Source organism: Paraburkholderia sp. GAS448, assembly GCF_050435685.1.
GTDB lineage: Bacteria > Pseudomonadota > Gammaproteobacteria > Burkholderiales > Burkholderiaceae > Paraburkholderia.
The window spans coordinates 560,716-587,148 of sequence record NZ_JBNDKT010000001.1 but is presented as its reverse complement, the minus strand read 5'-3'; the positions used below and the strand labels follow the sequence as shown (position 1 = coordinate 587,148).

Sequence of the window (26,433 nt, the reverse complement as noted above, 5' to 3'; positions counted from 1 at the left end):
CTCTCAGGCTTGCGCTCCGTCATCCAGCGCGAGCCTGAACCCCACCACGGCGGGATCCTCCGTCCGCGTCACGGTAAAGCCGCATGCCTGCGCAAGCCGGATCATCGGCGCATTCTCGCGCAACGCCTCACCCACCAGCCAATGTGTGCCGCGCACCCGCGCATACGCGATGATCCGCTCCATCAGCAGGCGCCCGAGCTTGTGCCCCTTCTGATCCGAGCGCACGGCTACCGCGAATTCGGCCGTCTCGTTGTCGGGATCGGCGATTGCGCGCACCACGCCCAGCGTGTGCTCCGAGCCATGCTCATCGGTGATCGTCGCGATCAGGGCCATTTCACGGTCGTAGTCGATCTGCGTCATCCGCGCGAGCTGGGAATGATCGAAGCCGCGCACCGCGCCAAAGAAACGCAACCGCAGATCGTCGGGCGTCATCGCTTTCACCAGTTCGCTGTGCGCTGCCTCGTCCTCCGGGCGGATCGGGCGGATCGTCACGCGCAGACCGTGCCAGTCGAGCGTTTCTTCGAAGCGGCGCGGATACGGCATGATCGCGAGGCGGCTGCGCTTGCGGGCGAGCCGGATACAGGGCGCAACCACGACCGTTCGCGTGCGAAACACGCGCAGCGTAAGCGACAGGCCCACGATCTCGCGAACATCGCAAACCGCCTGCGACAGCGCCGTCAACGCAACGAGCGACGGCTCGGCAGGTACGCGTCGCGCGTACGGCGAGCGGGAGACGATGTCGCGCGCGAGGATCTGATTGAGCGGCGGCAAACCATAGAGGCGCATCGGCGGCGATACGTCGTCAGGTGACGGTGCGGTATACAGGAAGACCGGGCCGAAGTTATCGTCGTCGTGGAGTTCCACCGTGACATCGACGACGATTTCCTCCGTCGTCTCCTTCGGCTCGACTGCCAGGCCGAAGTGGCCGAAGAGGCGTGCGGCGGCTTCGCCAGTTAGCCATACCGGGGGCGCTTCGCTTTTTGCTTCGCTTTTTGCTTCGGATATGGCTTCGTTGCTGGTGCCACTCGTCGCTTTAGTGGACAACTCGCCCTCTGCCGCCACGAGCGCGGCCTGCGCCTCTGCCTGCGCCGCCTCTATCGAACCCGGCAGCTGCGCGGGCGAACCTTCTGGCGTCTGCATCAGCAGTTCGCGGCCCAGCCTGTAATCGACGAGACGCGCGAACGCGCTGGCAAGCCGTTGTGGCGTCGTGTGAACCGGAATGCCCTGCGCGTGCAGCGCATCGCGAGTCGCCGTGTCCACGCCGCCAAAGAAGCACGCCAGCAGCCCGCGATAAGCGAACTTCTGATGCGCGATCAGCGCCTGCGCCACCTCGGCCACCGGCGCGCTATGCGTCGACGTATGAACCACGAACGCCGTCCCGGTCGCACGATGCGGCGCGAGCACTTCGAGCGCTTTGCCGAAGTGCTCAGGCCGCGCGTCGTCGCCGAGCAGCAAGGGATTGCCGGACACGGCGTGCGGCAAAGCCTGTGCGAGCGCTTCGGTCACCGGCTCCGGCCAGTGTGCGAGCGTGTCGCCGGCAGCGGTGAACGCGTCGCACGAGAGCAGCGCCACGCCCCGGTCGCCGGTGATGAGCGTCGCGGTATCGCTGGCAGCGACACGGCCTACGCCGAGCGTTTCGATTTCATCGAGCAGATCGTCGAGCGAGTCGACGCGCACCATCCCGGCACGACGGAAAGCCGCCGTGTAGAGCGCATCGGCGGAATCGGAGCGACCGGCCCGCAAGGCCAGCACCGGCTTGTTGCGCGCGGCCGCGCGCGCCGCCGACATGAACTTGCGCGCAGCGCGCACCGAATCGAGTTCGAGCAGGATCGCGCGCGTACCGGGATCGCACGCCAGATAGTCGAGCACGTCGCCGGCATCGACGTCCGCTTCATCGCCCAGCGCAACCGCGTGCGAGAAACCGAGTCCGCGTGCATGCGCCCAGCCAAGCACGGCGTTCGTCAGCGCATTCGACTGCGACACCCACGCGACACCGCCTGCCTTCACCGTCCACAACGGCGCGCCCAGATGCGCCCGCAATGCAGGGCTGACGACGCCGAGACTGCCCGGCCCGACGATACGCAGCAGATGCGGCCGCGCCGCTGCGAGTGCATGACGCAGCCCGGTGCGGTCGTCGTCCGTGCGCGCTTGACCGACGATGATCACCGCCCGCGTCCCCATGCCACCGAGACGGTGCACGATTGCCGCCCATGTGGCGGGCGGCGTGCAGATCAGCGCGACCGTCGGCGCTTCGGGCAGATCACCGGCATCGGCGAACACCGGGTGGCCGTCGAGTTCGTGGTGTTTTGGATTGACCGGCCACAGCGGGCCTTCGAACCCGCCGTCCAGCACGCGCGTCCAGACCATCGCGCCGATGCTGCCGGCCCGCTTCGAGGCGCCGATCACGGCGACAGACTTCGGTTGAAACAAGGCGTCGAGATTGCGAACGGTCACAGGCGCTCCGCGAGGCGAGGTCAGGGTGGCGCGTTCAGGGAAACGCAAACGGTAAACGCGCGCGCCATCATCAGGATAGGCGAAGTCTGGGGGACATGGGAGGGCGCAAGCCGGCTTCACCGCCAGCAAGCTTGTTGAAAGCACTAACTGTCGCTAGAATCGCCCGGTCACTGGGGAGTAGCCTTCCTCCTGCCCCGGAGGAGAACGCGTCAACATACCTGGCCTAACGCCATGGCGCATTCGACCGAACGGTTTGGCGAGACCACTGACGCACAGCTTCGTCCGGGGTCGGACGGGAAGCGGTGCGTCATGGTTCGTATTCGTCCGACCCCGGAGACTCCCTTGAAGCTATACCGCTCCCTGCATCCCGCTGCTACGCCATTCCACGCACGCAGTGCAAAGAGGTGCGCATGACCTCGCTGCTCCTCGAACTTGCCGTCATGCTGGTCGTCATTCTCGTGGCGGCCGAACTCTTCACCAACGCGCTCGAACACCTCGGTGAAAGGCTGAAAATCTCGGAGGGCGTCACCGGATCGCTGTTTGCTGCCGTCGGCACGGCGTTGCCCGAAACCATCGTCCCCCTGCTGGCGATCGCCGGCGGCCCGACAAGCGGCAACGTCAATCAGGAGATCGGGGTCGGCGCAATCCTGGGGGCGCCGCTCATGCTGTCAACGCTTTCAACCTTTCTGATGACGCTCGCCGTCCTGCGTTCACGCGGCATCGCCGGACGGGTGACGCCGGAACGCACGGGATTTACGCGCGACCTGAACTATTTCCTCTGCGCATTTTTCCTCGCCGCCGCTGCGATGTACGTACCGCATGAGCAGATGGTCGTACGGGTGCTGTTCAGCATTGCGATGGTGGGTGTCTACGCTACCTATGTGGCGATGACGTTCCGCGCGTCAGACAAACTGGTCGCGGGTGGTCACGGCACCGAAGCGCCCGGCACCATGCTGCTGTCGCGCATCGGGCTGCCGACCCATCTCGCCACCATCGCCATCCAGCTGCTGCTTGCCGTGGCGCTGCTGGTCTGGGGCGCGGAGGGCTTCATTCACGGTGTGCGCGGGGTCTCGCAAGGGCTCGGTGTTTCGCCGTTGCTGCTGTCGCTCCTGATCATCCCGATTGCGACCGAACTGCCCGAGAAGGTCAACAGCATCCTGTGGATCCGCCGCGGCAAGGACACGCTGGCATTCGGCAATATCACCGGCGCGATGGTCTTTCAGGGCACGCTGCTGCCCGCCATCGGCATTCTGTTGACGCCGTGGGAGCCGCGCGTCGAGGTCGTTACCGGGATTGTCGTCACGCTCGCGGCCGCCACATGGATGCGCGTGAATGCGCGGGCGCGGGGGCTCCCGATCTGGGCGCTGCTAATTAATGGCCTGCTCTACCTGGGCTATCTGATCGTCACATTGACGCGCTAGGCGCCTGGAATCAAAGATATTCGTCGCACTGCGTCATGAAAAGTCAGCGCACGGCGCTGAAACTTGCACGGACTGGCGGTAACATTCGCCCCGTGACCTGCGCCGCCTGCGTATCGCTTGCGGCATCGCAGGTCTACGCGACGGAAGGCCACCGAACCATCGGGACACACGCGGGTTGCGGAGACGAACCCGTGCGGCGCGCCGCCGAAACTTCAGAAAATGCGGAAGGACCAGAACATGCGGCGCTTGCCATCGCTGATCGCGTTGCGCTTCTTCGAGGAGACGGCTCGTCACCTGAGCTTCAACCGGGCTGCCACGGCGCTGTGCGTCACCCAGGGCGCAGTGAGCCGGCAGATCAAGATTCTCGAGGAGTCGCTCGGCGCGAAGCTCTTCGAACGTGACCACAAAGGCATCAAACTGACTGCGGCGGGCCTGCAACTGCTGCCATGCGTATCGGAAGCGTTCGACACGATCGAGCGCGGCACGCGGCAGCTCACCACCGGGCGCGGACGACGCCGGCTCGTGCTGTCGGTGCCACCCACGTTCGCCACGCAGTGGTTCTCGCCACGGCTCGGGTCGCTCGCCGTCGAACTGCCCGATGTGGAACTTTCGGTGCGCACCGAACCTACCGACGACTGTCACTGCAACATCCGCTTCGGTCGCGAAGGGTTACCTGACGCGCAGTCCGAGCTGCTGATGATCGAGCGCCACACGCTCGTCGGGGCGCCGAAACTCGCTGGAGAACCGCTCGAAGCACTGCTTCCCAAAATGCCGGCGCTGCACGTATTGCACAACGAAGCGCGGCTCAACCTGTGGCCGGCGTGGCTCGAGACAGCTGGACTCCCGGCGCGCTACGCGGAAGAAGGCATCGAGTTTTCGAACCTGCAGCAGGCGATCAACGCAGCACGCAAGGGCGTCGGCCTTGCGATCGTCGATCGCAACATGATCGTCGATGAGCTGGCGGATGGAAGTCTTGTGCGGATGTCGGAGATCGAGGTCAGCGGCCCGTTTGGCTACTGGCTCGATGTCGTGCAGCGGCATGCGGCGCTCGAACACGTGCAGGCGTTCGCTAGCTGGCTGCGCGAGGAAGTGCTGAAGATGGGTTGAAGCCGCCGGGCCGACCCGCGCCCGGCGTTGTACAGCGAGCGTCTACGTTACATCGCCTTCTTGAACGGCGCGCCGGAGTGCTCGCGCAATTCGTTGAAGACGATCTTCGGCCACGCTTTCTGCGCAACCTCAATTTCGGAGATGTGCGAGGCGAGATACGTCGGCGCGTTGGATGCATCGAGCGCGATCCGGGCGGCGTACGAATCCGTGAAGCGACGCAGTTCCGCGGCGTCGTCGCAGGTGACCCAGCGCGACATCCGGTAGCGTGCAGGCATGATCCGCACGTCCACTTTGTATTCCGTCGACAGCCGGTGCGACACCACCTCAAACTGCAGCTGACCGACCGCGCCGAGAATCATCGATCCGCCGTGCACCGGGCGGAACACCTGGATCGCCCCTTCTTCGCCGAGCTGCTTGAGCGCCTCGCCGAGTTGCTTGGCGCGCATCGGATCGACCACTTCGACGGTCTGGAAGATTTCCGGCGCGAAGAACGGCAATCCGACGAACTGCAGCATTTCGCCTTCAGTCAGCGTATCGCCGAGGCTCAGCGTGCCGTGATTCGGGATGCCGATGATGTCGCCCGGATACGCTTCGCTGACCGTCTCGCGACGCTGCGACAGGAAGGTCACCACGTTGTTCGCACGGAACGTCTTGCCGGAGCGCGTGACCTTCAGCGCCATGCCACGCTCGAAATGCCCCGAACACACGCGGATGAACGCAACGCGGTCGCGGTGCGCCAGATCCATGTTCGCCTGCACCTTGAACACCACGCCGGTGAACTTCGACTCGTCCGGCTGCACCGGACGCTGGACCGTCATGCGCATCGACGGCGGCGGCGCCAGGTCGACCAGCGCATCGAGAATTTCCTTCACGCCGAAGTTGTTGATCGCCGAACCGAACAGCACCGGCGACTGCTCGCCAGCCAGGAACGCGTCGCGATCGAATGTCGGCGAGGCGCCCGTGATCAGCTCGACTTCGTCCTTGGCACGCGTCCACGCCATGCCGAAGCGCTTCTCGCCTTCTTCGTCGGTGATGTGCTGCAGCGTTTCCACCGCGCCGCCCGCCGTGTCCTGGCCCGCGCGGAACACACGGACCTGGTCGCGCTGGATGTCGTAGACGCCCTGAAAATCCTTGCCCATCCCGATCGGCCACGTGAACGGCACTGCCGCCACGCCGAGGTGCTGCTCGATTTCGTCGAGCAGTTCGAGCGGCTCGCGCACTTCGCGGTCGAGCTTGTTGATGAACGTGACGATCGGCGTCTTGCGGCTGCGGCACACTTCCAGCAGCTTGAGCGTCTGCGCTTCGACGCCGTTTGCGCCGTCGATCACCATCACGGCCGCGTCGACCGCGGTCAGCACGCGATACGTATCTTCAGAGAAATCCTCGTGGCCCGGCGTGTCGAGCAGGTTGATCACGGCGTCGCCGTACTCGAACTGCATCACCGAACTCGCCACCGAAATGCCGCGCTGCTTTTCGATTTCCATCCAGTCGGACGTCGCGTAGCGATTGCTCTTGCGGCCCTTCACGGTGCCCGCGATCTGGATCGCGCCCGAAAACAGCAGCAGCTTTTCAGTAAGCGTGGTCTTCCCTGCGTCGGGGTGGGAAATGACCGCAAAGGTGCGGCGGCGTTTGAGTTCGGAGACTGACATCGGTGCTGGGAATCACGGTAGGGGTTCGAGCGCGCGCAAAGGCGGGCTGGTGCGTCGGCTCAGCCTGACGCGGGCGGCGAAGAGCGGGGGAATTCGGGGTCGACAGGGTCGAACCAGGCGGGAATTCCCGGCACAGAACAGCGCCGGGACGAATGATACACGTCATGGGCGCCCGCGTCGGGAAACGGGCGCCGGATTTCTGTCCAGCGCGGGTCAGCGGCCAAGGCCGCCCATCATCATGTACTTCAGTTCCGTGTACTCATCGAGACCGTACTTCGACCCTTCGCGGCCGAGCCCCGATTCCTTCACGCCACCGAAGGGCGCCACTTCGGTCGACAGAATCCCTTCATTGATACCGACCATGCCGCTTTCAAGCGCCTCCGCGACGCGCCATGCGCGACCCAGATCACGCGTGTAGAAATACGCGGACAGGCCAAACGGCGTGTCGTTGGCGGCGGCGATCGCCTCTTCTTCGGTGTGGAAGCGGAAGCACGCCGCGACCGGTCCGAACGTTTCTTCCGCGGCAATCAGCATCGACTTCGATGCGTCCACCAGCACCGTCGGCTCGTAGAACGTGCCGCCGAGCGCGTGGCGTTTGCCGCCCGTCAACGTTTTCGCGCCTTTCTGCAAGGCATCGGCCACGTGCGTTTCCACCTTTTTCAGCGCAGCCTCGTTGATGAGCGGGCCCTGCTCGACTTCGCCTTCCAGCGCATTGCCCACGCGCATCGCCTGCACGGCCCTGGTGAGCGCCTGCGTGAACGCATCGTAGATACCGTCCTGCACGTAGAAGCGGTTCACGCATATGCAGGTCTGGCCGGTATTGCGGAACTTCGAGGCCATCGCGCCCTGCACGGCGGCGTCAATATCCGCGTCATCGAACACGATGAATGGCGCGTTCCCGCCGAGTTCGAGCGACAGCTTCTTCAGCGTATCGGCCGACTGCTTCGCGAGCAGCTTGCCGACCCGCGTCGAGCCGGTGAACGACAGCTTGCGCACCACGGGCGATGCGGTCAGCACACCGCCGATCGCGACCGCGTCGCCCGACACGATGTTGAACACGCCCGCCGGAATGCCGGCCTGCTCCGCCAGCACTGCCAGCGCAAATGCGGACAGCGGCGTTTCTTCCGACGGCTTGAGCACCATCGTGCAGCCGGCCGCGATCGCCGGCCCGGCCTTGCGCGTGATCATGGCCAGCGGGAAATTCCACGGCGTGATGGCGGCGACCACGCCGACCGGCTCGCGCGTCACTATGATCTTCGCTTTCGGATTCGGGCTCGGGATCACATCGCCGTAGCTTCGTTTGGCTTCTTCGGCAAACCATTCGAAGAAGCTCGCCGCGTAGCCCACCTCGCCGCGCGCCTCGGCGAGCGGCTTGCCCTGTTCACGCGTCATGAGTTCGGCCAGCGCGTCGCGGTGTTCGAGCATCAGCTCGCCCCAGCGTTTTACGCGGGCCGAGCGCTCTTTCGCGGTCAGCGCACGCCACGCCGGCAATGCCTTGGCTGCCTCGGCAATGGCCTGCGCCGTCTCGGCCGCGCCGCCTCTCGCGACCTCGGCGATCAGTTCGCCGTTCGCCGGGTTGCGAACCGCATACGTGTTGCCCGGCGCAGCCTCATACCACTCGCCGCCGATGTAATGCCCAGTACGAAGAAATTGACTCATGCTGCCCTTCCCAATGTGTCGACAAACGCGCCCTGTGCGGCGCGCGGCTCACGCGCGATGCGCCGGCCTGCCGTGTAGTCGTTGATCAGATCGCACGGCGTGTAGTTGCGTTCGAGTTCATGGAGTTCGTCGGCATCGAACTTCGTGTCGAGTGCCGCAAGCGCGCTGTCGAACTGCGCCGGCGTGTCCGCGCCGACCAGCATGCTCGATACGCCGCCGTGATTCAGCACCCAGGCCTGCGCGATCTGCGCGGCGCTCACGCCACGCCGTGCCGCCACACGGGCCACCGACGCCGCGATTTCACGCGATGCCGCATCGCCATACATCTGCGCGGTGAAAAAATCGGTCTGGTTGCGCGTCGAGTTCGGGTCGCTCGTCAGGAGGCCGCGCGCAAGCGGGCTGAACACCGACACGCCGACGCCCTGATCGACACAGTACGGAATCATCTCGCGCTCTTCCTCGCGATAGGCGAGGTTCAGCTGCAGCTGCATGTTGATCGGCTTGTGCCAGCCGTTGCGCTCGCAGACCTGCATGATTTTGGCGAACTGCCACGTGTACATCGTCGACACGCCGATGTAGCGCGCCTTGCCTGCCCGCACGATGTCATTCAGCGCGCCCATCGTTTCTTCGACGGGCGTGTTCACGTCGAAGAAATGCAGCATGTAGATATCCACGTAATCCATGCCGAGACGCGTGAGCGAGCCGTCGATGCCATCCATGATGTGCTTGCGCGAATGGCCGCCGGCATTCTGGTAGGCGCCCATGTCGTAACCGACCTTGGTCGTCACGACGATTTCCTCACGGCGCGCCAGCCGCTTGAGAATCCGGCCGACCACTTCTTCGCCCACGCCTGTCGAATAGAAATCCGCGAGGTCGATAAAGTTGACGCCCGCTTCGAGTGCGTGACGCACGATCGGCTCGCTTTGCGCTTCGTCGAAGATCCAGGGCTTCCATTGCGGCGTGCCCATGTTCATCGTGCCGAGGCACAGACGCGAAACTTTCAGGCCCGACTGGCCCAGACGAATGTATTCCATGAAGCTGTCTCCTGAGTCCGCGACCGCGCCGCCATTGCTACCCGCCTTGCACCGTGCGGCGGGTAAGGGGCGCGATTCGCGTCGTGTCTGTTAGCGTTGTTTGGGGGTGTAGAACGGGTTTGACACTTCGCGCGCGGCGGCGAACACTTCGTCGCGATGCGGCAGGCCCTTCATCGCGGCGAGGATCGCGTTCTTGCAGGCGCGGTAGTTGTTCTCGTAGACGGCGTCGAGATCGTCCGTCTTCGGATTGACCCAGTTCGCCGACACGACCACCCAGTCGTTTTCCGCTTCCGGCGGCAACGTGCCGTTTTCCAGCGACTCGGCAACCGCCTTTGCAATACCCGCCTGCGACGCGCCCCACGTTGCGTTGCCGTGGAAGTCGCCGTCGATCTGTGCCTTGTTCACATACAGCGTGAGCGGCTTGGTCGGCACACCCGGACGGGCGATCACGACGAAGGGCGCATGTCCGGCCGAAGGCGTCGCGAGCGCGGTCGCGAAGGCCTGGCCCGCCGGGCCGCTGCGCGGGCCGACCAGCACGTTGATGTGCGCGAGGTTCACGCCCGGGCCTTCGAACCCTTCGCCGATATAGAGTTGCTTTTCCGTTGATGCGCTCATGTCTGTCCCGTCTTTGGGGGTGGTGGATGGCCGGATTGTGCTGCGAGCCATGCGGGACCATGAATCGATGTTTTGTGATCCGGGGTATGAGACGGACTCATTTCCGGGTTTCCACCTAAGTGCGGCAAAGGGCTCGTGGCGCGGGTTAGCGCAAAGGTGAGTGTTTTCGGGACCTTCAGGTCGACAGGCGCGCCAACGGGTTTCAAAGGCAAAAAGGCATCGCGCTTTTCGAACTGCCGCGCGCGCATTTCAGCCGGATACACCACGCCTCGCGACCTTGCCGATGCCCGCCTTCGAGTTGCGGAACGTCACCGGGCACACCCTGAAAGCCTTGTTTTATAAGGCTCTGCGGGTGTCACATGCTGAATGGAAGCGTCATGCGCAGCGAAGGGAAGCCGTCCGGCGAGGTCGCTCGTTGCGACGCCGGAGCTTTCCTTCGCCTTCGCGCAAATCATCAGGAATGCGTCGCGACGCGCGGGTGCGGTGGACGAAAGGTGAGCGTTTTCGGGACTTCGGGAAGAGGTGCGGTAGAGCGCGTGTGAAGACTCACCCGGCACGCAGGGGAAAAACGGCCGTAAGCCGCAGCCGCCCCATGACAGATATCAGCTTTCGACCAGAAAGCGCTCGCGATTCTTGCCCGCGAGCCAGCCTGGCGTGCGCCCGCGTCCGCTCCACGTCTCGCCCGTCTTGGGGTTGCGGTATTTCGCCGGCAGCCCGGACTTGCGCGCCTTGCCTCTCGCGCCCTTCGCGCCTGCGGCCGGAAAACCCAGCTCTTCGGCGGTGATGTCGTAGTCGGCGATCAGTTGCTTGATCTCGGCGACTGCCTGCGCGACTTCCTTCTCCCGCGCGAGGGCAACCTCCTTGTGCAGCTTTTCGAGTTGCGCCGTCAATTGCTTGTAGCTGGCCATAAAGAAGAGCCTCCGTTCCGTTTCGATGACGACGGTGTGACTCTAACAGGCCCAAAAAGTGCCGGACAACTCCTGCGATGCGGCGCGCGGAACCGGTGGATCCTCTCGGGATCAGTCATCGATGGCGTCGTACACGCGGCGTTCGAAGTCGACCACCATCGGAAACGGCTCGATCGAACGCCGCTGGATCAGCATGATCGCAATCATGTCCTCGACCGGATCGGCTAGCCAGCTCGTGCCGTACGCTCCCGGCCAGCTGAACGAGCCGACTGACCGGTAGCCGAGCGGAAGCTGCTGCGCGGCATCGTCGACGATGGAAAGACCGAGGCCGAAGCCCTGCCCCGCCCACACGACATGCCCGAAGGCCGGCTGCCGGCGCTGGTCGCGGCTCAGAAAATTCGAGCGCATCAGGTCGACCGAGCGGTGCGACAGCAGCCGCGTGTCGCCCAGCCGCCCGCGCGCCAGCAGCAGCCGGGCGAACTGCAGATAGTCTTGCGCCGTCGACACCAGCCCGCCGCCGCCGCCCTGGAAGCGCCCGGAATTGGCCCAGCGGCTGTTCGCCGGATGATCTTCGACGACGCGCTGCTTCGTGGCCGGATCGATCCCGTAAGCGGTGGCAAGGCGCCCAAGCTGCGCTTCGGGTACCCAGAAAGCCGTGTCCCGCATGCCCAGCGGCTCGAAGATGCGAGTACGGAAGAAGTCGCCCAGCGACTGGCCCGTGATGCGCTGGATCAGCACGCCCAGGATGTCGGTTGCAATCCCGTAGTGCCAGCGCGAACCCGGCTGGAACATCAGCGGCAGCGTCGCGACGCGCGAGAGCCACGTGTCCGTGCTCACCTGCGATTCAAAGCCGTTGAACACCGCCGAGTAGGCGTCGGCAAGCGGCCCCAGCGCGGTGAAGTGATAACAGAAGCCCGCGCGATGCGTGAGCAGATCGAGGACCGTGATCGGCGAGCGCGCCTCCACGGTCTCGCCGAGGGGTCCCGCCGGGTCGCGCAGCACCCGGGGTCCGGCCAGTTCCGGCAGCCAGCGGGCGACAGGCGCATCGAGCGCCAGCAAGTCCTCTTCGATCAGCATCATGATCGCCGCGGTGGTAACCGGCTTGGTCATCGATGCGATGCGAAACAGTGTGTCGCCCGCCATGGGCAACCTGTCGGCATCGTCGCGATAGCCGAGGGCGTCGATCTGCGCGATTTCCCCGCGCCGCCAGACGAGCGTCACCACGCCTGACACTTCGCCCCGCTCGACATAGCCCTGCATGGCCGCCGTCACCGTCGCGAGGCGTGCGGCCGAAAATCCTGCGTGCTGCATGGGTCGTCCTCATTGGACGGCGTGTGCGTGGAGACCCGACGAGCAATGCGGCACCGTCGTGACCCGGCTCGCGCCAGTGAACGGCGCCCGCGCGCCGCATGCCGGATTGTCACACGAGGAATACGTCGGGATGGGTGCGCCTGCGCGCATCGCCCTGAGCGTCGTCATTTCACCTGCGTGCCGACTTCCAGGACGCGCAGCGCTTCTTTCAGGCGCTTCATCCGGCTCGCCTGCGACGGCACCAGCGACGCACTCAGCACGCGATCGATACGGTCGCGCCAGTACGACAGCGGAATGCGGTCTTCCCCCGAAAGCCGGGCAATTACATGTTCCAGATGCTCGATGTCTTTTTCAAGCTGGTGGTGATTCATTGTTTTTCCCCGGAAATACGAACAAGACCATGTGTAGCGCATGAAACGTGCCGCTCAAGCTCATTTCTGCCGAAAGGGTAAATCCTGCGTCCCGCGTTCTTTTTAAGTGCCGACCCGGGAAAATTTACGCAGGTACCGATTACACACGTCCATGGACGACGACTATAAGCCACCCATTGTGACTGATCCGTTAGCCGCCGCACTGAAGCAGTGTGCTTGATGCGGCAAATTCCTGTTCATGAAATGGAAGATTAAGGACAGGTAATCCAGCTGTATATACCTCATCTGTGGAAAAGCAAAAAAGCGGAGCCCGCGGAATAATTCCTCGGCTGCGGTGGGCCGCGATATGACGGGGGCGTGGTGGACGAAGGCGAACAACGATACGACCGGCTTGTGCACAGGATTTACGATACCGTCATGGATTCGCAGGCCTGGCAGGCGCTATACGCGGAACTGGCCGCGCTCGTCGACGCGAAAAGCGTTCATGTAGTCGGTTTCGATAAACAGCATAACGCGTTGTCGTTTAGCGACGGATTTAATCTGGCCGCCGGCAGCGAACTCGGATACATCCGGCGTTATCACCGTATTGATCCACGACTTGCGTTGTGGTGGTCTCAACCGGTACTCAAGTGGTTACATTGCCACGAACATTTCGATGATGAATTCGTTCGCGGCAATCGATTTTTTCAGGAGTTTCTGTTACCCACCGAACGCCGTTATGCATCGTGCTGCAAACTCGTCGACGACGAGGCGGTTACTGTTTTTTTTGCCTGCCTGAGAAGCGCCGAACAAGGCCCGCTCGGTGAAGATGCAATTGCGATCCTTGAACGCCTGACGCCGCATCTTGCACGCGCGGTCAAACTGCAGGTTCAGCGCTTCGTATTTTCAACCGATGCCCTCATTGGAGACGCGTTTATCAACCGTGGACTCCAGCCGGTGATTCTGTCGACCACCGAAGGCGAGTTGCTGCGGCTGAACGATGCGGCACAGCGGCTTTTGCAGAGCACGTCGATGGTGCGCGTGAGCGGCCGCAAGGTGCTGTTGCCGATGCCGTTTCAGCAGCGCTTCCTCGAAGACTGCGCGCAGACCGAAGCGCGCCTGCGGGTGGCCGATGCCAAAGTGCACGCCGACGCGTCGCGTTACCGGGTGATGCGCATCATCAACGACGACAACAACAACAACAACAACAACAACAACAACAACAGCCCCCCTTCCGGGCATACGCTGTTCGCCTTTTACAACCTGATCGTGCCGGGCAAGGTATCGGCCATGTTCGGCCTTCGGGCCATTGTCATGCTGGCGTTTTATCACCCGCCTTCGTCGCCCTCTGTCGACGAATCCCTGCTCGCCGCCGCCTTCGACCTGACGCCGGCAGAATGCCGGGTCGCCCATTTCCTCGCAGAAGGCATGTCGCCCAAGGAGATCGCAGCGCGTGTCGGCGTTCAGCACGATACCGTGCGCAAGCAGCTGCAATCGATCTACCAGAAGACATCGACGAACCGGCAGCCGGATCTGATCCGGCTTCTGCTGCATCTTCCCGGAATAAGCAGCCTGTAGCGTCGCACAGGCGGCTTCAGGCGACTTCAGTCAGCTTCAGGCGGCCTCAGCCTGCCTTGCAGGCAAACAGCAGGGTGCGCACACCGCCGCCAGTCGTCTGACGCACGACGTCGAACGCGCCGCCGCACATGCCGCGCGCGTGCTGCATGCACGCGTCCCACGTGCCGGCCGCGGGACATTGGACCTGCGTCGTCGGCCGGCCATCCGGCGCGAAGAGCGGCGCGCTGCTGCTGCAGCCCGCGAGCGCAGCAAGTGCGGCCATGGCAGGCAAGACGCGCGCAGCGCGCCTGCTACCGGAAGAAAGAAAATGATTGAGTTTCATTGAAAACCCGGATTGCCTTTTTTGTTCTGTCGATCCCGCAATTTTGCCACGCGGCGGTGACATTGCGTCACTCCGGCGCAGCAAGCGTCTTGTAGGGAAGCGGCGCGTGCGGGTCGATCGTGACGCGCATGAAAACCTGTTCGACATCCGGGATCGCTTCAAGCCTCTGCTGTAGCGCGTGAGCATCGAACGATGCCGGCGCGCAGCCCTCCGCATATACGAAACGACGCTGCACCGTGATCCAGATGCTGGTGCCGTCGAGCCCTTTCGCGTCCTTGAACTGCGCATGGATCGCATCAGCGATCGGTGCGTCGTACATATACGAATTCGGCTTCGTGCATTTGTGCGCCAGCCAGCAGGTCGTGCCACGCTCGACGCGGTAATGCGCATCGTCTTCCATCTGCGCCTTCGTCATCAGTGGACCGAGCGGCAACGGACAATCGGCCATCGCATGCGACAGCGTAAAAAACGGATCGTTGTACCAGTTCTTGCGTTCGGTTGCCGACGTATCAGTCTGCTGCGCATGCAGCGATGCGCTCATCACAAACAGCACAGCCGCGGCACGCCAGCGCTTCATGTGATTTCTCCGTTAGACGGGCAGCCTGCTTGCCTTGCGGACAACCTGACACGCGGCAACCGGCAAACAAGGCGCCCGCTTCAAATCTCGATACCGTATGCCGCAACCTTCTTGTAAAACGTCGCGCGGCCCATGCCGATACGGGCGGCCGCTTCGGTCACGCGGCCGCCGCTCGCGCGCAGGGCGTCACACAAAAAGCGCCTTTCGAAGGCGGCCATCGCGTCGGTCCACGATTGCTGGCCTGGCGCTTGCGCGGCACCCATCGACGCAGCAACGGGTTCGCGCGCCGGCGCCTGGGCGGATCCGATGAAAGGCGCGAGTGCGTGCGCGTCGATGCGCTCGCTGTCCGACAGCATCACCGCGCGCTCCAGCGTATTGCGCAATTCGCGGACGTTGCCAGGCCACGCATACGAACACAATAGCCGCAACGCGTCATCCTGCAACTCGAAGTGACCGCCGGGCCCGAGCGACGACAGATCCTCGAGCGTCGCGTACGCAAGCGATTCGATATCCGGGACCCGTTCGCGCAGCGGTGGCGCGTGGATCGTCAGCACGTTCAGGCGATAGAACAGGTCCGCACGAAAACGTCCGGCCGCGACCAGCGCAGGTAGGTCTGCCGACGTAGCGGCGATGATCCGCACATCCGGGCGCACGATGCGGTTCGAGCCGAGCGGCTCGAACTCGTTGTCCTGCAACACGCGAAGCAATTTGCCCTGCAGCGGGATCGGCATTTCGCCGATTTCGTCGAGAAAGAGCGTCCCGCCGTCGGCGAACTCGAACTTCCCTACACGCCCCTTGCGATCCGCGCCCGTGTATGCGCCCGGCGCCGCGCCGAAGAATTCGACTTCGAGCAGCGTGTCGGGAATCGCGGCCACGTTGACGGTGACTAGCGGTTTGTTGGCCCGCGACGACGCCCCGTGGATCGCATGCGCAAGCAGTTCCTTGCCCGTGCCGGTCTCGCCGAGCAGCAGCACCGGCGACTCGAGTTGCGCCGCCCGCCGCGCCTGACGCTTCACTTCGAGACTGGCCGCACTGGTGCCGATGAAACTGGCAAACGTATATTTGGCGCGCCGTGCCTGCGCGAGCGACTGGCGCGTCGCAATCAACTCCTGCTGAACGCGCGAGTAGTGCGAAAAGAGGGGCGTCAGCGCCTTGAGTTCGTCGAAGAGCGCGAAACCGACCGCGCCCACCGTTGCGCCGGTGTCGTCCTTCAGCGGCAGACGCGTGACGACGAGCGGCTCGCGATCGGTCTCGAGAATATCGAGCAGGATCGGCTTGCCGGTCTTCACGACTTCGCGCATCAGGCTGTTGGGAATCACGGCTTCGCAGTCGCGGCCGATCGCCTGCTGCGGGTCAGAGAAACCGAAGCGCGCCGCATAACGCTTGTTGATCCAGACGACGCGCGCATCGGCGTCGACGATAAACGTTCCTTCGCTGAAATTCTCGAAAGTCTTGAAAAGCGAATCCATCGCCCGGCGCAATACGTCGCCGTAGTTCTCGGGCAGGCCTGCCCAGTCGTTCATCATTCTGTCGCGGTCTCCGGATAGCTTCTTATCGTTCTGTCTGTCTCAATTTGTGGACAGCTTATCTCAGTCTGGAGACCAGCGGCAAGCCCATCGATAAAGGCATCCGTCGAGATGAAGTCATTCATCAGGTCTTTTTCTGTCTCAAAACAAAGACGTTTCTGTACAATCGGTCGGATCGCGCGGCCGCCAGCCACCCTCAGGATTTCGCAGAAGCACGCTCAGCGCCCGTTTCACCCTGGGTCCCTGCTGCATGGCACAAACCCTGCGTACGCGAGCGCCGGCTCGCGGCGCTCTGTGTCTGGACCCGCGCGTACAACAACCAAGCTTTGGAGACTCAATGTCCTTTGTCATCGTCCTCGCCGCCCTGGCGTTCCTGATGTTCGCGGCGTATCGCGGCTACAGCGTGATTCTCGTCGCGCCGATCGCCGCCCTCGGCGCCGTCCTGCTAACCGATCCGGCCGCCGTTGCGCCCGTTTTCTCCGGCATCTTCATGGAGAAGATGGTCGGCTTCGTGAAGCTCTATTTCCCGGTGTTCCTGCTTGGCGCAGTATTCGGCAAGGTGATCGAGCTGTCGGGCTTCTCCGAGTCGATCGTCGCCGCGGCGATTCGCTACATCGGACGCTCACGCGCCAATGCGGTGATCGTTGCGGTGTGCGCGCTGCTCACCTATGGCGGCGTGTCGCTGTTCGTCGTCGTGTTCGCGGTGTATCCGTTCGCCGCCGAGCTGTATCGCCAGAGCAATATTCCGAAGCGCCTGATGCCTGGCGCGATTGCACTTGGCGCGTTCTCTTTCACGATGGACTCGCTGCCGGGCACCCCGCAGATCCAGAACATCATCCCCACCACGTTCTTCAAGACGACCTCGTGGGCCGCGCCGTGGCTCGGCGTGATCGGTTCGCTGTTCATCATCGTGGTCGGCCTGACGTATCTGGAATGGCGTCGTCGCGCCGCGATGGCGACAGGTGAAGGCTACGGCACCGATCTGGTCAACGAACCGGAGCGCATCGAATCGAAGGCCCTGCCGCATCCGCTCCTGGCCGTCGCGCCGCTCGTGCTGGTTGGCGTGGCGAACTTCGTCCTGACGCGGATGATCCCCGAATGGTACGGCGCAAGCGTGACGGTCTCGCCGGACACGCTGCCGGGCATGCATACGCCGGTGACGACGTCGGTGAAGGCCATGGTCGCGATCTGGTCGGTGCAAGGCGCATTGCTGCTCGGTATCCTGATGGTCGTGGTGACGGCGTTTGGCCGTGTGAAGGAGCGGTTTGCCACCGGTACCAAGGCCGCCGTCTCAGGCGCATTGCTGGCTTCGTTGAATACGGCTTCCGAGTATGGCTTTGGTGGCGTGATCGCCGCGTTGCCCGGCTTTCTGGTGGTCAGCGGTGCGCTCAAGAGCATTCCGAATCCGCTCGTCAATGCGGCCGTGTCGGTGAGTTCGCTGGCGGGGATTACCGGCTCGGCGTCAGGCGGCATGAGTATCGCGCTGGCAGCCATGTCGGATCTGTTCATCAAGGGCGCTGAAGCGGCACATATTCCAATGGAAGTGCTGCATCGCGTGGTCGCGATGGCGAGTGGCGGGATGGATACCCTGCCGCATAACGGCGCGGTGATTACGCTGCTCGCGGTGACGGGGTTGACGCACCGGCAGTCGTATCGCGATATCTTCGCTGTCACCGTCATCAAGACGCTGGCGGTGTTTTTTGTGATCGCGGTTTATTACACGACCGGGCTGGTTTAAGCCCGGTTGCTGGGGGCGGTGCCGGTAGCCGCATCGTTCCTCTTCAAGAGAAGATGTCATCCGGGTTGCGGCAGGTGCTGCAACCGCTACGCACGGTAAATCCAGTTCTGGTTCGCTCCCACCGCTGTCGCCACCTGTCGCAGACGCATCGCCCGACATATCGCCAATACCTTTGTCGGTGCCCATGGTCGGCTCGTCAAAACAGGCGCGGCCTGTAAAATCGATCAGGATCGTGGCGTTTCGAGGTACTGGTTTTGACTGAGCTTCAGCAGGGGTTTCTTCTGACCCGGCATTGGCGGGACACGCCCGCGGGAACGGAGGTGGAGTTCTGGCTGGCAACCGACAGCGGGCCCCGGCGCATCCGGCTGCGTCCACAACCGTCGGTGGCGTTCATTCCCACCGAACAGCGAGAGCGTGCGGAGACCGTGCTGCGCGGTGAGTCGCAGGTCGAACTGCGCCCGCTCGGCCTGCACGACTTTCATCATCGGCCCGTGCTGGGCGTCTACTGCCAGCAGTACCGGCAACTCACCGGAATCGCGAGAAAACTGAAGCAGGGCGGCGTCGATATCTACGAGGCGGACATTCAGCCGCCCGAACGCTACATCATGGAGCGCTTCGTTACGGCACCCGTCTGGTTTGGCGGCGCCGAAAACGGCGAAGGCCCGCTGCTGAACGGCGAAATGAAACCCGCGCCGGACTATCGCCCCAAACTGAAGCTGGTATCGCTCGACATCGAAACGAGCGCACAGGGCGAACTGTATTCGATTGCGCTGGAGGGTTGCGGTCAGCGCCAGGTGTACATGCTCGGCCCGATCAATGGCCCCATTGACGGCGGCGACAATCGGCCCGACTTCGATCTCGAGTACTGCGACACTCGCCCGCAAATGCTCGAGCGCCTGAATGACTGGCTGCGTCTTCATGACCCGGATGCGATTATCGGCTGGAACGTGGTGCAGTTCGATCTGCGCGTTCTGCACAAGCATTCGGAAGAGTACCGCATCCCCCTGCGCCTTGGTCGCGATGGCGCGGTGATGGAATGGCGGGAGCATGGTCAAAGCCAGGGCCATTTCTTCGCCTCCGCGGCGGGCCGGTTGATCATCGACGGCATCGAGGCGCTGAAATCCGCGACCTGGAGCTTTCCATCTTTCAGTCTGGAATACGTGGCGCAAACGCTCCTGGGCGAAGGCAAGGCGAGCAGCAATCCCTACGACAGGATGGATGAAATCCAGCGCCGCTTCGACGAAGACAAACCGGCACTCGCGCGCTACAACCTGAAAGACTGCGAACTGGTGACCCGCATCTTCGCTAAAGCGGAGCTTCTGCACTTCCTGCTCGAGCGAGCCGCCGTCACGGGTTTGCCGGCCGACCGTAGCGGCGGATCGGTGGCCGCGTTCACGCATCGCTATATGCCGCTCATGCACCGGCTGGGTTACGTCGCGCCGAATCTCGGCGACGTGGCGGGAGCGCCGAGTCCAGGCGGCTTTGTCATGAACTCGCGGCCCGGCCTGTATGACTCGGTGCTGGTGCTGGACTACAAGAGCCTGTATCCGTCGATCATTCGCACCTTCCTGATCGACCCTGTCGGGCTGGTGGAAGGCTCGCGCGATCCTGAAGGTAAAGACTCTGTGCCGGGCTTTCTAGGCGCACGCTTTTCGCGCAGCAAACACTGCCTGCCGTCCATCGTGAGCCAGATCTCGGAGGGACGCGAGGCCGCCAAGCGCGAGCAGAACAAGCCGCTTTCCCAGGCGCTGAAGATCATCATGAATTCCTTCTACGGCGTGCTCGGTTCGACCGGATGCCGGTTCTTCGATCCGCGCCTTGCGTCGTCGATTACGATGCGGGGTCATGAAATCATGCACAGGACGCGCGAGCTGATCGAAGCCGAAGGCTATGAAGTGATTTACGGCGACACGGATTCGACGTTCGTCTGGCTAAAGCACGCACACAACGAAGAAGACGCCGCACACATTGGCCGTGCCCTCGTCGAACGCATCAATCAGCGCTGGAAAAGCGACCTGCAGGAGCGCTTTGGCCTTGAGAGCGCGCTTGAACTGCAGTTCGAGCGGCACTATCGGCGATTTTTCATGCCCACGATCCGCGGCACGGAAGAGGGAAGCAAGAAGCGTTATGCCGGACTCACCGTCCTGCCTGACGGCAGCGAGGACGTGGTCTATAAGGGACTCGAAACAGTTCGCACCGACTGGACCCCGCTCGCTCAACGATTCCAGCAGGAGCTGTATTTGCGCATTTTCAAAGAGCAGCCGTATCAGGAATACATCCGCGACTACGTCCATCGTCTGCTGACTGGCGAATTCGACGAGCTGCTGGTTTACCGGAAGCAGTTGCGCCGTCCGCTTGGCGAATACGAACGAAACGTGCCTCCGCACGTACGCGCGGCGCGCGCCGCCGATGAGTTCAATCGCAGGCAGGGACGCCCTCTTCAATATCAAAGAGGCGGCTGGATAAGCTACGTAATGACCGGTGCAGGACCGGAGCCGCTCGAAACGCTAAGCTCAGAGATCGACTACGAGCACTATCTGACCCGCCAGTTGCAGCCCATTGCAGACGCGATCCTTCCTTTGTTGCGTGACGATTTCCTCACGCTGACCTCGGGCCAGCAGCAACTCTTTTGAAGCGAGGTACGCACTGGGTCGTCAACAGCGCGTCGAGTCAGCGGAACAAGGCAGCCGTGAACGGCATCGATATGATTTGGCTCCGCTATAGTCTGGGCTTCACCGCCAACATCGAAGCCCCATGTCCCTCTCACTCCGAAACGTGCGCTATTTCATCGCCGTGGCCGAAGCGGAATCGATCACGGGCGCGACGCAGTCGCTCAATATTTCGCAATCGGTGATCACCGACGCCATCAAGGGCCTCGAAACCGAACTCGGTGCGCAGCTGTTCGTGCGCCACGCGCGCGGTATGGTGCTCACGCATGCCGGCCACCAGTTTCTGCGCCACGCGCAGCAGATTCTGGCCACCGTGCGCAACGCGCAGCAGGCGATGTCATCACGGCCCGACACCGTGAGCGGGCGGCTGAATATCGGCGTCACCACAATGGTGACGGGCTATTTCCTGCCCTATCTGCTGGACCACTATCGGCGGGTGTTTCCCAAGGTCCAGGTCAATGTGATCGAAGACCAGCGCGAATATATCGAGCATCTGCTGGTGAACGGCGAACTCGATGTGGCCGTGCTGATCGTGTCGAACATCGAGAACACTCAGGCACTCGAAACCGAGTCGCTTGTCACCGCTGCCTGGCGGCTCTGGCTTCCGGCCAATCACGCGTTGCGGGGACTCGGCAGTATTTCGCTGCGGGAGATCGCCGACGAAGCGATGATCATGCTCAAGGTCGACGAACTCGAAGACAGCACCACGGCCTGGTGGCGTGCCGCCGGCCTCAGGCCGAACGTGGTGATGCGCACGGCGTCGGTGGAGGCGGTGCGCAGCCTCGTCGCGACCGGCTCCGGACTGTCGATTCTTCCTGACGTGCTCTATCGGCCATGGTCGCTCGACGGCGACCGGCTCGAAGCACGCAACATCATGGAGGAAATGCCCAAGGTCGATATCGGGATCGCCTGGCGACGCGGACTCACACAGTCCGAAACGGCACAGAATTTCCTCGTCGTGGCCCGTGAACATACGCGCGGACACGCGAAATCTGCAATCTAGAAACGCGATATCACGCCATTCGCGTTCTGTTTTTTCGAATCGACGTGACTGCGTCGTGCCTGACTTCGGGGTAATCCCGAGGGTCTCAAGCTTTTTCGCAAAACGCTTCAATCTATGCCGGGTTCTGCCGCGTCAGTTGCATAGCGCTGCAAAAGCTTTACCCACATGGCTTCGGTCGACAAACCGGGCGGCTGCGACCCGCATCTGTGCATATCGGTGCGCGCAAATCATGCACATCGTTCGGATTTGCCGATGGCTCATATCTGCAATTCGGGCTAGCCGTCAAAAAAATCGTAACCCTAGAATCCATTCACGACCTCATCAATTGGCGCGTGTCTCGACAGCCAATCCGGCAAACGGTTCTTGCGCACCGAATACGCGTTAGCGCACACGCAGTACTTCACGACAGCGGCTGAAGCCTCGTTTCACTTTACGGCGATAACGCCACCAGGCGCCACCGTGGAAACAGCATTGACCGTGCAATATCGAAGCACACTGAAGCAGCGAACGGCAACAGCATGACCGGCAGCAAGACGCGCCGCCAAAGCGGGCGCGGCAGGCAACGCACTCATTTCCCAGTCAAGAGAGACAGATAGATGGAACACACCGTGCATACCAGCCTCCTGATCGGCGGCGATTTCGTTCCCGGTGAAGGCGCAGTCGAAGACGTTCTGAACCCGGCGACCGGAGACACCATTGCGCGTATCGCCGAGGCCTCGGTGGAACAGGTGCAGGCGGCTGTCAACGCCGCGAACCGGGCCTTCCCCGCGTGGGCGAGGACCGTGCCCAGGGATCGGGCCAACCTGCTGCTCAAGCTCGCCGACGCCATCGAGGCGTGCTCGACCGAATTCGCGCGGCTTGAATCGCTAAACTGCGGCAAACCTTATCTGGCCGCCCTCAACGACGAAATCCCCGCGGTCGCCGACGTGTTCCGTTTCTTTGCAGGCGCGTGCCGCACGCAGCACGGTCAGGTTGCCGGCGAATATTTGCCAGGTTATACCAGCATGGTGCGACGCGATCCGCTTGGCGTAGTGGCGTCGATCGCGCCGTGGAACTACCCGCTGATGATGGCCGCATGGAAGCTTGCGCCAGCCGTCGCGGCCGGCAATACCGTGGTGCTGAAGCCGTCCGAGCAGACGCCGCTCACGACGCTCAAGCTTGCCGAGCTCGTCGCGGCGATTTTCCCGGCGGGCGTCATCAATGTTGTCATCGGGCGCGGCGAAACGGTCGGCGCGCCGCTGATCGCGCAGCCTCAAGTGCGCATGATCTCGATCACCGGCGATATCTCGACCGGTCAAAGAATTCTTGAGGCGGCATCGCGGTCGGTCAAGCGTACCCATCTGGAGCTGGGCGGCAAGGCGCCGGTGATTGTCTTCGACGACGCCGACCTCGCGCAGGTCGTCGAGGGACTCCGCACGTTTGGTTACTACAACGCCGGGCAGGACTGCACTGCCGCCTGTCGCGTGTACGCAGGACCCAGGATCTACGAGAAGCTCGTCGCGGATCTTTCCAGCGCGGTCAGCACGATCCGCTTTGGAGAGCAGCATATGGAAGGCGTCGAAATGGGCCCGCTCATTTCGGAGCGCCAGAGAAACCGCGTGGCCAGTTTCGTCGAGCGGGCCGCGAGCCAGAGCCATATCGAAGTCACGACAGGCGGCAAGGCTGCCAGTTCACGCGGCTTCTTCTATGAGCCCACGGTAATTGCGGGCGCACAGCAGACAGACGAGATCGTGCGGCGCGAGGTGTTTGGTCCGGTGGTCTCGGTGACCCGCTTCGACGACACCGAGCAGGCGATCGCATGGGCCAACGACTCGGACTTCGGGCTCGCGAGCTCCGTGTGGACCCACGACGTCAACAAGGCGTACAAGGTCGCGTCTGAATTGCAGTACGGCTGCACCTGGATCAACACGCATTTCATGCTGGTCAGCGAAATGCCGCACGGTGGGATGAAGCGCTCGGGCTACGGCAAGGACATGTCGGTCTACGCACTCGAGGACTACACCTGCGTGCGTCATGTCATGGCGAAGTTCGAGTGATGCTCGCGTAGCGTTGCCTGGATGATTCAACGGCGACGACAGCGAGTGCCCCTGTCGTTAGCCCGAAGCAATGGTATTCCGCGCTCCGGTCGTTTTCGCCGGTGTCCTTTTTTGTCGCTCTACCTTCGCAGTCCAACCTAGCAAGAGGAAAATCATGGAACCAGTCCATAAGGCCGGCGATCCAGCCGCGCTTGATCATGACGCCAGGCAACTGCAAAGCATGGGCTACAAGCAGGAGCTCGCGCGCCGCATGAGCGGCTTTTCGAACTTCGCAATTTCGTTTTCGATCATCTGTATCCTCGCGGGCGGCATCACCGCCTTTCCGCAGGCGTTGAGCGCTGCCGGCGGTGCGTCGATCGGCATCGGCTGGCCGGTGGGCGCACTCTTCGCGATGGTCGTCGCGGCTTCGATGGCGCAGATCGCTTCGTCCTATCCGACGGCCGGCGGCCTTTACCACTGGAGCTCGATTCTCGGCAACAAGGGCTGGGGCTGGGCGACGGCATGGTTCAATCTGCTGGGTTTGATTTTCGTCGTCGCGTCGGTGAATTTCGGCGTGTACGATCCGTTCTTCAAAACCCTGATTGCGCCACTTCTCGGCATCAATCCCGACTCGCTGACGTTCTGGCATCAGACCGCGTTCATTGCGGCGGTAACGCTGAGCCAGGCATGGCTCAACCACGGCGGCATCAAGATCACGACGCTCCTGACCGATATCTCGGGCTATCTGATCTTCGCGATCGCCGTGATACTGACGCTTGCGCTGCTCGGCTTTTCAAAGACGCCCTTCGACTTTGGCCGGCTTGTCGACTTCACCAACTTCACTGGCTTCGATGGCGGCGCATGGCCCAAGCAGGGCATGCTGGCCGCGTTTCTTTCCGGCTTGCTGCTAACGATCTACACCATCACGGGATTCGACGCCTCGGCGCACACCTCCGAAGAAACGCACGATGCCGCGCGCAACGTACCGAAGGGCATGCTGCGTTCGGTGTGGTGGTCGGCGTTGTTCGGCTACATCATGGTCTGCGCGTTCCTGCTCGTGATGCCGGACATCAAGGAAGGCGTCAAGGCCGGTGGCGGCTTCTTCAACGCGCTGCTGGGCACCTTGCCGACGTGGTTGCGCGTGCCGCTTGGTATCGGCATTTTCCTGTCGAACTATCTGTGCGGCCTCGCGTGCCTGACCTCGTGCTCGCGGATGATGTACGCCTTTGCCCGCGACGGCGGATTGCCGGCATCGAACTGGCTGAAGAAAGTCAACGACAGGCATTGCACGCCGGGCGCCGCAATCTGGACTTCGGCGATCCTCGCCATTGCGGCGACGCTTTATGGCGACGCGTTTGCGGTGCTTTCGACCGGCAGCGCGGTCTTCCTGTATGTGTCGTACGTGATGCCTGTCGCGGCTGGAATTGGCGCGGAAGGCAAGACGTGGGTGCGCAAGGGACCGTTCAACCTCGGCATGTGGTCGAAACCGATTGCGCTGCTTGCGGTGCTGGGTGGCGCGGTGCTTGTGTATGTCGGGATTCAGCCGCCCAACCAGAAGGTGCTGTACATCAGCCTGATGCTGATCGCCGTGATGGCCCTCTGCTGGTATGGCCTTGGCGTGCGCAACCGCTTCGCGGGGCCGCCTGAGGTCAAGAGCGATATGACAGGAAACGTGGAAATCGCCAACCCCTGAGGACATTTTTGCCGGCGCCCACCACGAACACGTAGAGGAGCGTGGCGGGCGGGCGGCGCCGGCCACCGCCGGAACCAGCGGTCTGCGTTTCTGCTGCATCCAGGTCTCCACGTCCTCCGTATATGCGGTCAGGGCAGCGCAATCACGCGTTGCATCTTCCGGAGACCTGCAATGAAAATCTCGACCCTGTGCTCTGCTGTCGCGTTATCGATCGCCATGTCCAGCACCTTCGCGGCCGGCGAGGCGGTGGTGGTGGGCGGACAGGCGATGTACCCCACGAAAGACATCGTAGATAACGCGGTGAACTCTGCCGACCACACGACGCTCGTCGCGGCGGTCAAAGCAGCGGGCCTTGTGGACACACTGAAAGGCGCTGGTCCGTTTACCGTCTTCGCGCCGACGAATGAAGCGTTTGCAGCATTGCCGCCGGGCACGGTCGAAAGCCTCGTCAAGCCTGAAAACAAGGCAACGCTGACCAGCATCCTGACCTATCACGTCCTCCCCGGGCGCTATGACTTTCGCAAGCTGGACCAGGCGATCAAAGCCGGCGGCGGCAAAGCCGAGCTGAAGACGGTCAACGGCGAGACACTCACGTTCTCTGAAAACGGCCCGCACAACATCGTCGTCGCCGATGCAGCCGGACATACCGCCGCCATTTCCACCTACGACGTCTTCCAGAGCAACGGCGTCATCATGGTGGTCGACAAGGTGTTGATGCCGAAATAAGCCTGCACCTCGCCTGAAGTCAGAGGTTGGCTTGCCGCACTGCGCTGTCATTTCGGGCATCGAACGACGACTGGCCTG

20 protein-coding genes and 1 riboswitch are annotated in these 26,433 nt (G+C 62.8%); of the genes, 9 read left to right on the top strand and 11 right to left on the bottom strand.

Annotation, left to right across the window (positions count from 1 at the left end; translation table 11 throughout):
- Positions 1-3: 3 nt before the first annotated feature.
- Complete coding sequence (locus P3T23_RS02780) at positions 4-2,454, bottom strand: GNAT family N-acetyltransferase (protein WP_429314648.1); 2,451 nt, start codon at positions 2,452-2,454, stop codon at positions 4-6.
- 160 nt (positions 2,455-2,614) lie between these two features.
- A riboswitch (yybP-ykoY riboswitch) is annotated at positions 2,615-2,793 on the top strand.
- Between the two features lie 71 nt (positions 2,794-2,864).
- Here P3T23_RS02780 and P3T23_RS02775 point away from each other — a divergent pair.
- Together P3T23_RS02775 and P3T23_RS02770 are read left to right on the top strand one after the other, a co-directional pair.
- Entirely contained in the window at positions 2,865-3,875 is a 1,011-nt protein-coding gene (locus P3T23_RS02775) for a sodium:calcium antiporter (RefSeq protein ID WP_429314647.1), read from the top strand.
- 237 nt (positions 3,876-4,112) lie between these two features.
- Positions 4,113-4,982, top strand: a complete 870-nt coding sequence (locus P3T23_RS02770) for a LysR family transcriptional regulator (protein ID WP_429314646.1) — start codon at positions 4,113-4,115, stop codon at positions 4,980-4,982.
- Between the two features lie 47 nt (positions 4,983-5,029).
- Here P3T23_RS02770 and P3T23_RS02765 read toward each other — a convergent pair whose 3' ends face one another.
- The 7 genes from P3T23_RS02765 to P3T23_RS02735 all read right to left on the bottom strand — a co-directional run bounded on the left by P3T23_RS02765 (position 5,030) and on the right by P3T23_RS02735 (position 12,529).
- Positions 5,030-6,631 carry a peptide chain release factor 3 gene (locus P3T23_RS02765; RefSeq protein ID WP_429314645.1) on the bottom strand — a complete coding sequence of 534 codons (1,602 nt, stop codon included), beginning with the start codon at positions 6,629-6,631 and terminating at the stop codon, positions 5,030-5,032.
- 213 nt (positions 6,632-6,844) lie between these two features.
- Positions 6,845-8,290, bottom strand: a complete 1,446-nt coding sequence (locus P3T23_RS02760; RefSeq protein ID WP_429314644.1) for an NAD-dependent succinate-semialdehyde dehydrogenase — start codon at positions 8,288-8,290, stop codon at positions 6,845-6,847.
- The gene (locus P3T23_RS02755; RefSeq protein ID WP_429314643.1) at positions 8,287-9,324 is read right to left on the bottom strand and encodes an aldo/keto reductase; all 1,038 of its coding nucleotides are present in this window, start codon (positions 9,322-9,324) and stop codon (positions 8,287-8,289) included. Before P3T23_RS02755 ends, P3T23_RS02760 begins: the two co-directional genes overlap by 4 nt.
- 90 nt (positions 9,325-9,414) lie before the next feature.
- Complete coding sequence (fae, locus tag P3T23_RS02750; RefSeq protein WP_429314642.1) at positions 9,415-9,939, bottom strand: formaldehyde-activating enzyme; 525 nt, start codon at positions 9,937-9,939, stop codon at positions 9,415-9,417.
- 602 nt (positions 9,940-10,541) lie between these two features.
- Positions 10,542-10,847 (bottom strand): H-NS family nucleoid-associated regulatory protein, encoded by a 306-nt coding sequence (locus tag P3T23_RS02745; RefSeq protein WP_429314641.1) that lies wholly within the window; start codon positions 10,845-10,847, stop codon positions 10,542-10,544.
- 111 nt (positions 10,848-10,958) lie between these two features.
- Entirely contained in the window at positions 10,959-12,158 is a 1,200-nt protein-coding gene (locus P3T23_RS02740; RefSeq protein WP_429314640.1) for a serine hydrolase domain-containing protein, read from the bottom strand.
- Between the two features lie 164 nt (positions 12,159-12,322).
- A complete protein-coding gene (locus P3T23_RS02735) occupies positions 12,323-12,529 on the bottom strand; it encodes a hypothetical protein (RefSeq protein WP_429314639.1) in 207 nt (68 codons plus the stop codon).
- Between the two features lie 417 nt (positions 12,530-12,946).
- Here P3T23_RS02735 and P3T23_RS02730 point away from each other — a divergent pair, with 417 nt between their 5' ends.
- The gene (locus tag P3T23_RS02730) at positions 12,947-14,086 is read left to right on the top strand and encodes a helix-turn-helix transcriptional regulator (protein ID WP_429314638.1); all 1,140 of its coding nucleotides are present in this window, start codon (positions 12,947-12,949) and stop codon (positions 14,084-14,086) included.
- Positions 14,087-14,132: 46 nt separating this feature from the next.
- Here the strand turns inward: P3T23_RS02730 and P3T23_RS02725 are convergent, their stop codons facing one another.
- The 3 genes from P3T23_RS02725 to P3T23_RS02715 all read right to left on the bottom strand — a co-directional run bounded on the left by P3T23_RS02725 (position 14,133) and on the right by P3T23_RS02715 (position 16,511).
- Positions 14,133-14,408: a hypothetical protein gene (locus tag P3T23_RS02725; RefSeq protein ID WP_429314637.1), complete on the bottom strand. Its 276-nt coding sequence runs from the start codon at positions 14,406-14,408 to the stop codon at positions 14,133-14,135.
- 67 nt (positions 14,409-14,475) lie between these two features.
- Positions 14,476-14,985, bottom strand: coding sequence for a BON domain-containing protein (locus tag P3T23_RS02720; RefSeq protein WP_429314636.1), 510 nt, complete (start codon positions 14,983-14,985; stop codon positions 14,476-14,478).
- 80 nt (positions 14,986-15,065) lie between these two features.
- On the bottom strand, positions 15,066-16,511 hold the full coding sequence (locus tag P3T23_RS02715; RefSeq protein ID WP_429314635.1) for a sigma-54 interaction domain-containing protein: 1,446 nt from the start codon (positions 16,509-16,511) through the stop codon (positions 15,066-15,068).
- A 337-nt stretch (positions 16,512-16,848) separates the two neighbouring features.
- Here P3T23_RS02715 and P3T23_RS02710 point away from each other — a divergent pair, with 337 nt between their 5' ends.
- The 6 genes from P3T23_RS02710 to P3T23_RS02685 all read left to right on the top strand — a co-directional run bounded on the left by P3T23_RS02710 (position 16,849) and on the right by P3T23_RS02685 (position 26,355).
- On the top strand, positions 16,849-18,249 hold the full coding sequence (locus P3T23_RS02710; protein ID WP_429314634.1) for a GntP family permease: 1,401 nt from the start codon (positions 16,849-16,851) through the stop codon (positions 18,247-18,249).
- 254 nt (positions 18,250-18,503) lie between these two features.
- Positions 18,504-20,882: a DNA polymerase II gene (locus P3T23_RS02705; RefSeq protein ID WP_429314633.1), complete on the top strand. Its 2,379-nt coding sequence runs from the start codon at positions 18,504-18,506 to the stop codon at positions 20,880-20,882.
- Positions 20,883-21,003: 121 nt separating this feature from the next.
- Positions 21,004-21,921, top strand: a complete 918-nt coding sequence (locus tag P3T23_RS02700; protein WP_429314632.1) for a LysR substrate-binding domain-containing protein — start codon at positions 21,004-21,006, stop codon at positions 21,919-21,921.
- A 596-nt stretch (positions 21,922-22,517) separates the two neighbouring features.
- On the top strand, positions 22,518-23,957 hold the full coding sequence (locus P3T23_RS02695; protein ID WP_429314631.1) for a gamma-aminobutyraldehyde dehydrogenase: 1,440 nt from the start codon (positions 22,518-22,520) through the stop codon (positions 23,955-23,957).
- A 154-nt stretch (positions 23,958-24,111) separates the two neighbouring features.
- Positions 24,112-25,629, top strand: a complete 1,518-nt coding sequence (locus tag P3T23_RS02690; RefSeq protein ID WP_429314630.1) for an amino acid permease — start codon at positions 24,112-24,114, stop codon at positions 25,627-25,629.
- A 171-nt stretch (positions 25,630-25,800) separates the two neighbouring features.
- Positions 25,801-26,355 (top strand): fasciclin domain-containing protein, encoded by a 555-nt coding sequence (locus tag P3T23_RS02685; RefSeq protein WP_429314629.1) that lies wholly within the window; start codon positions 25,801-25,803, stop codon positions 26,353-26,355.
- The last annotated feature ends 78 nt before the right edge of the window (positions 26,356-26,433 follow it).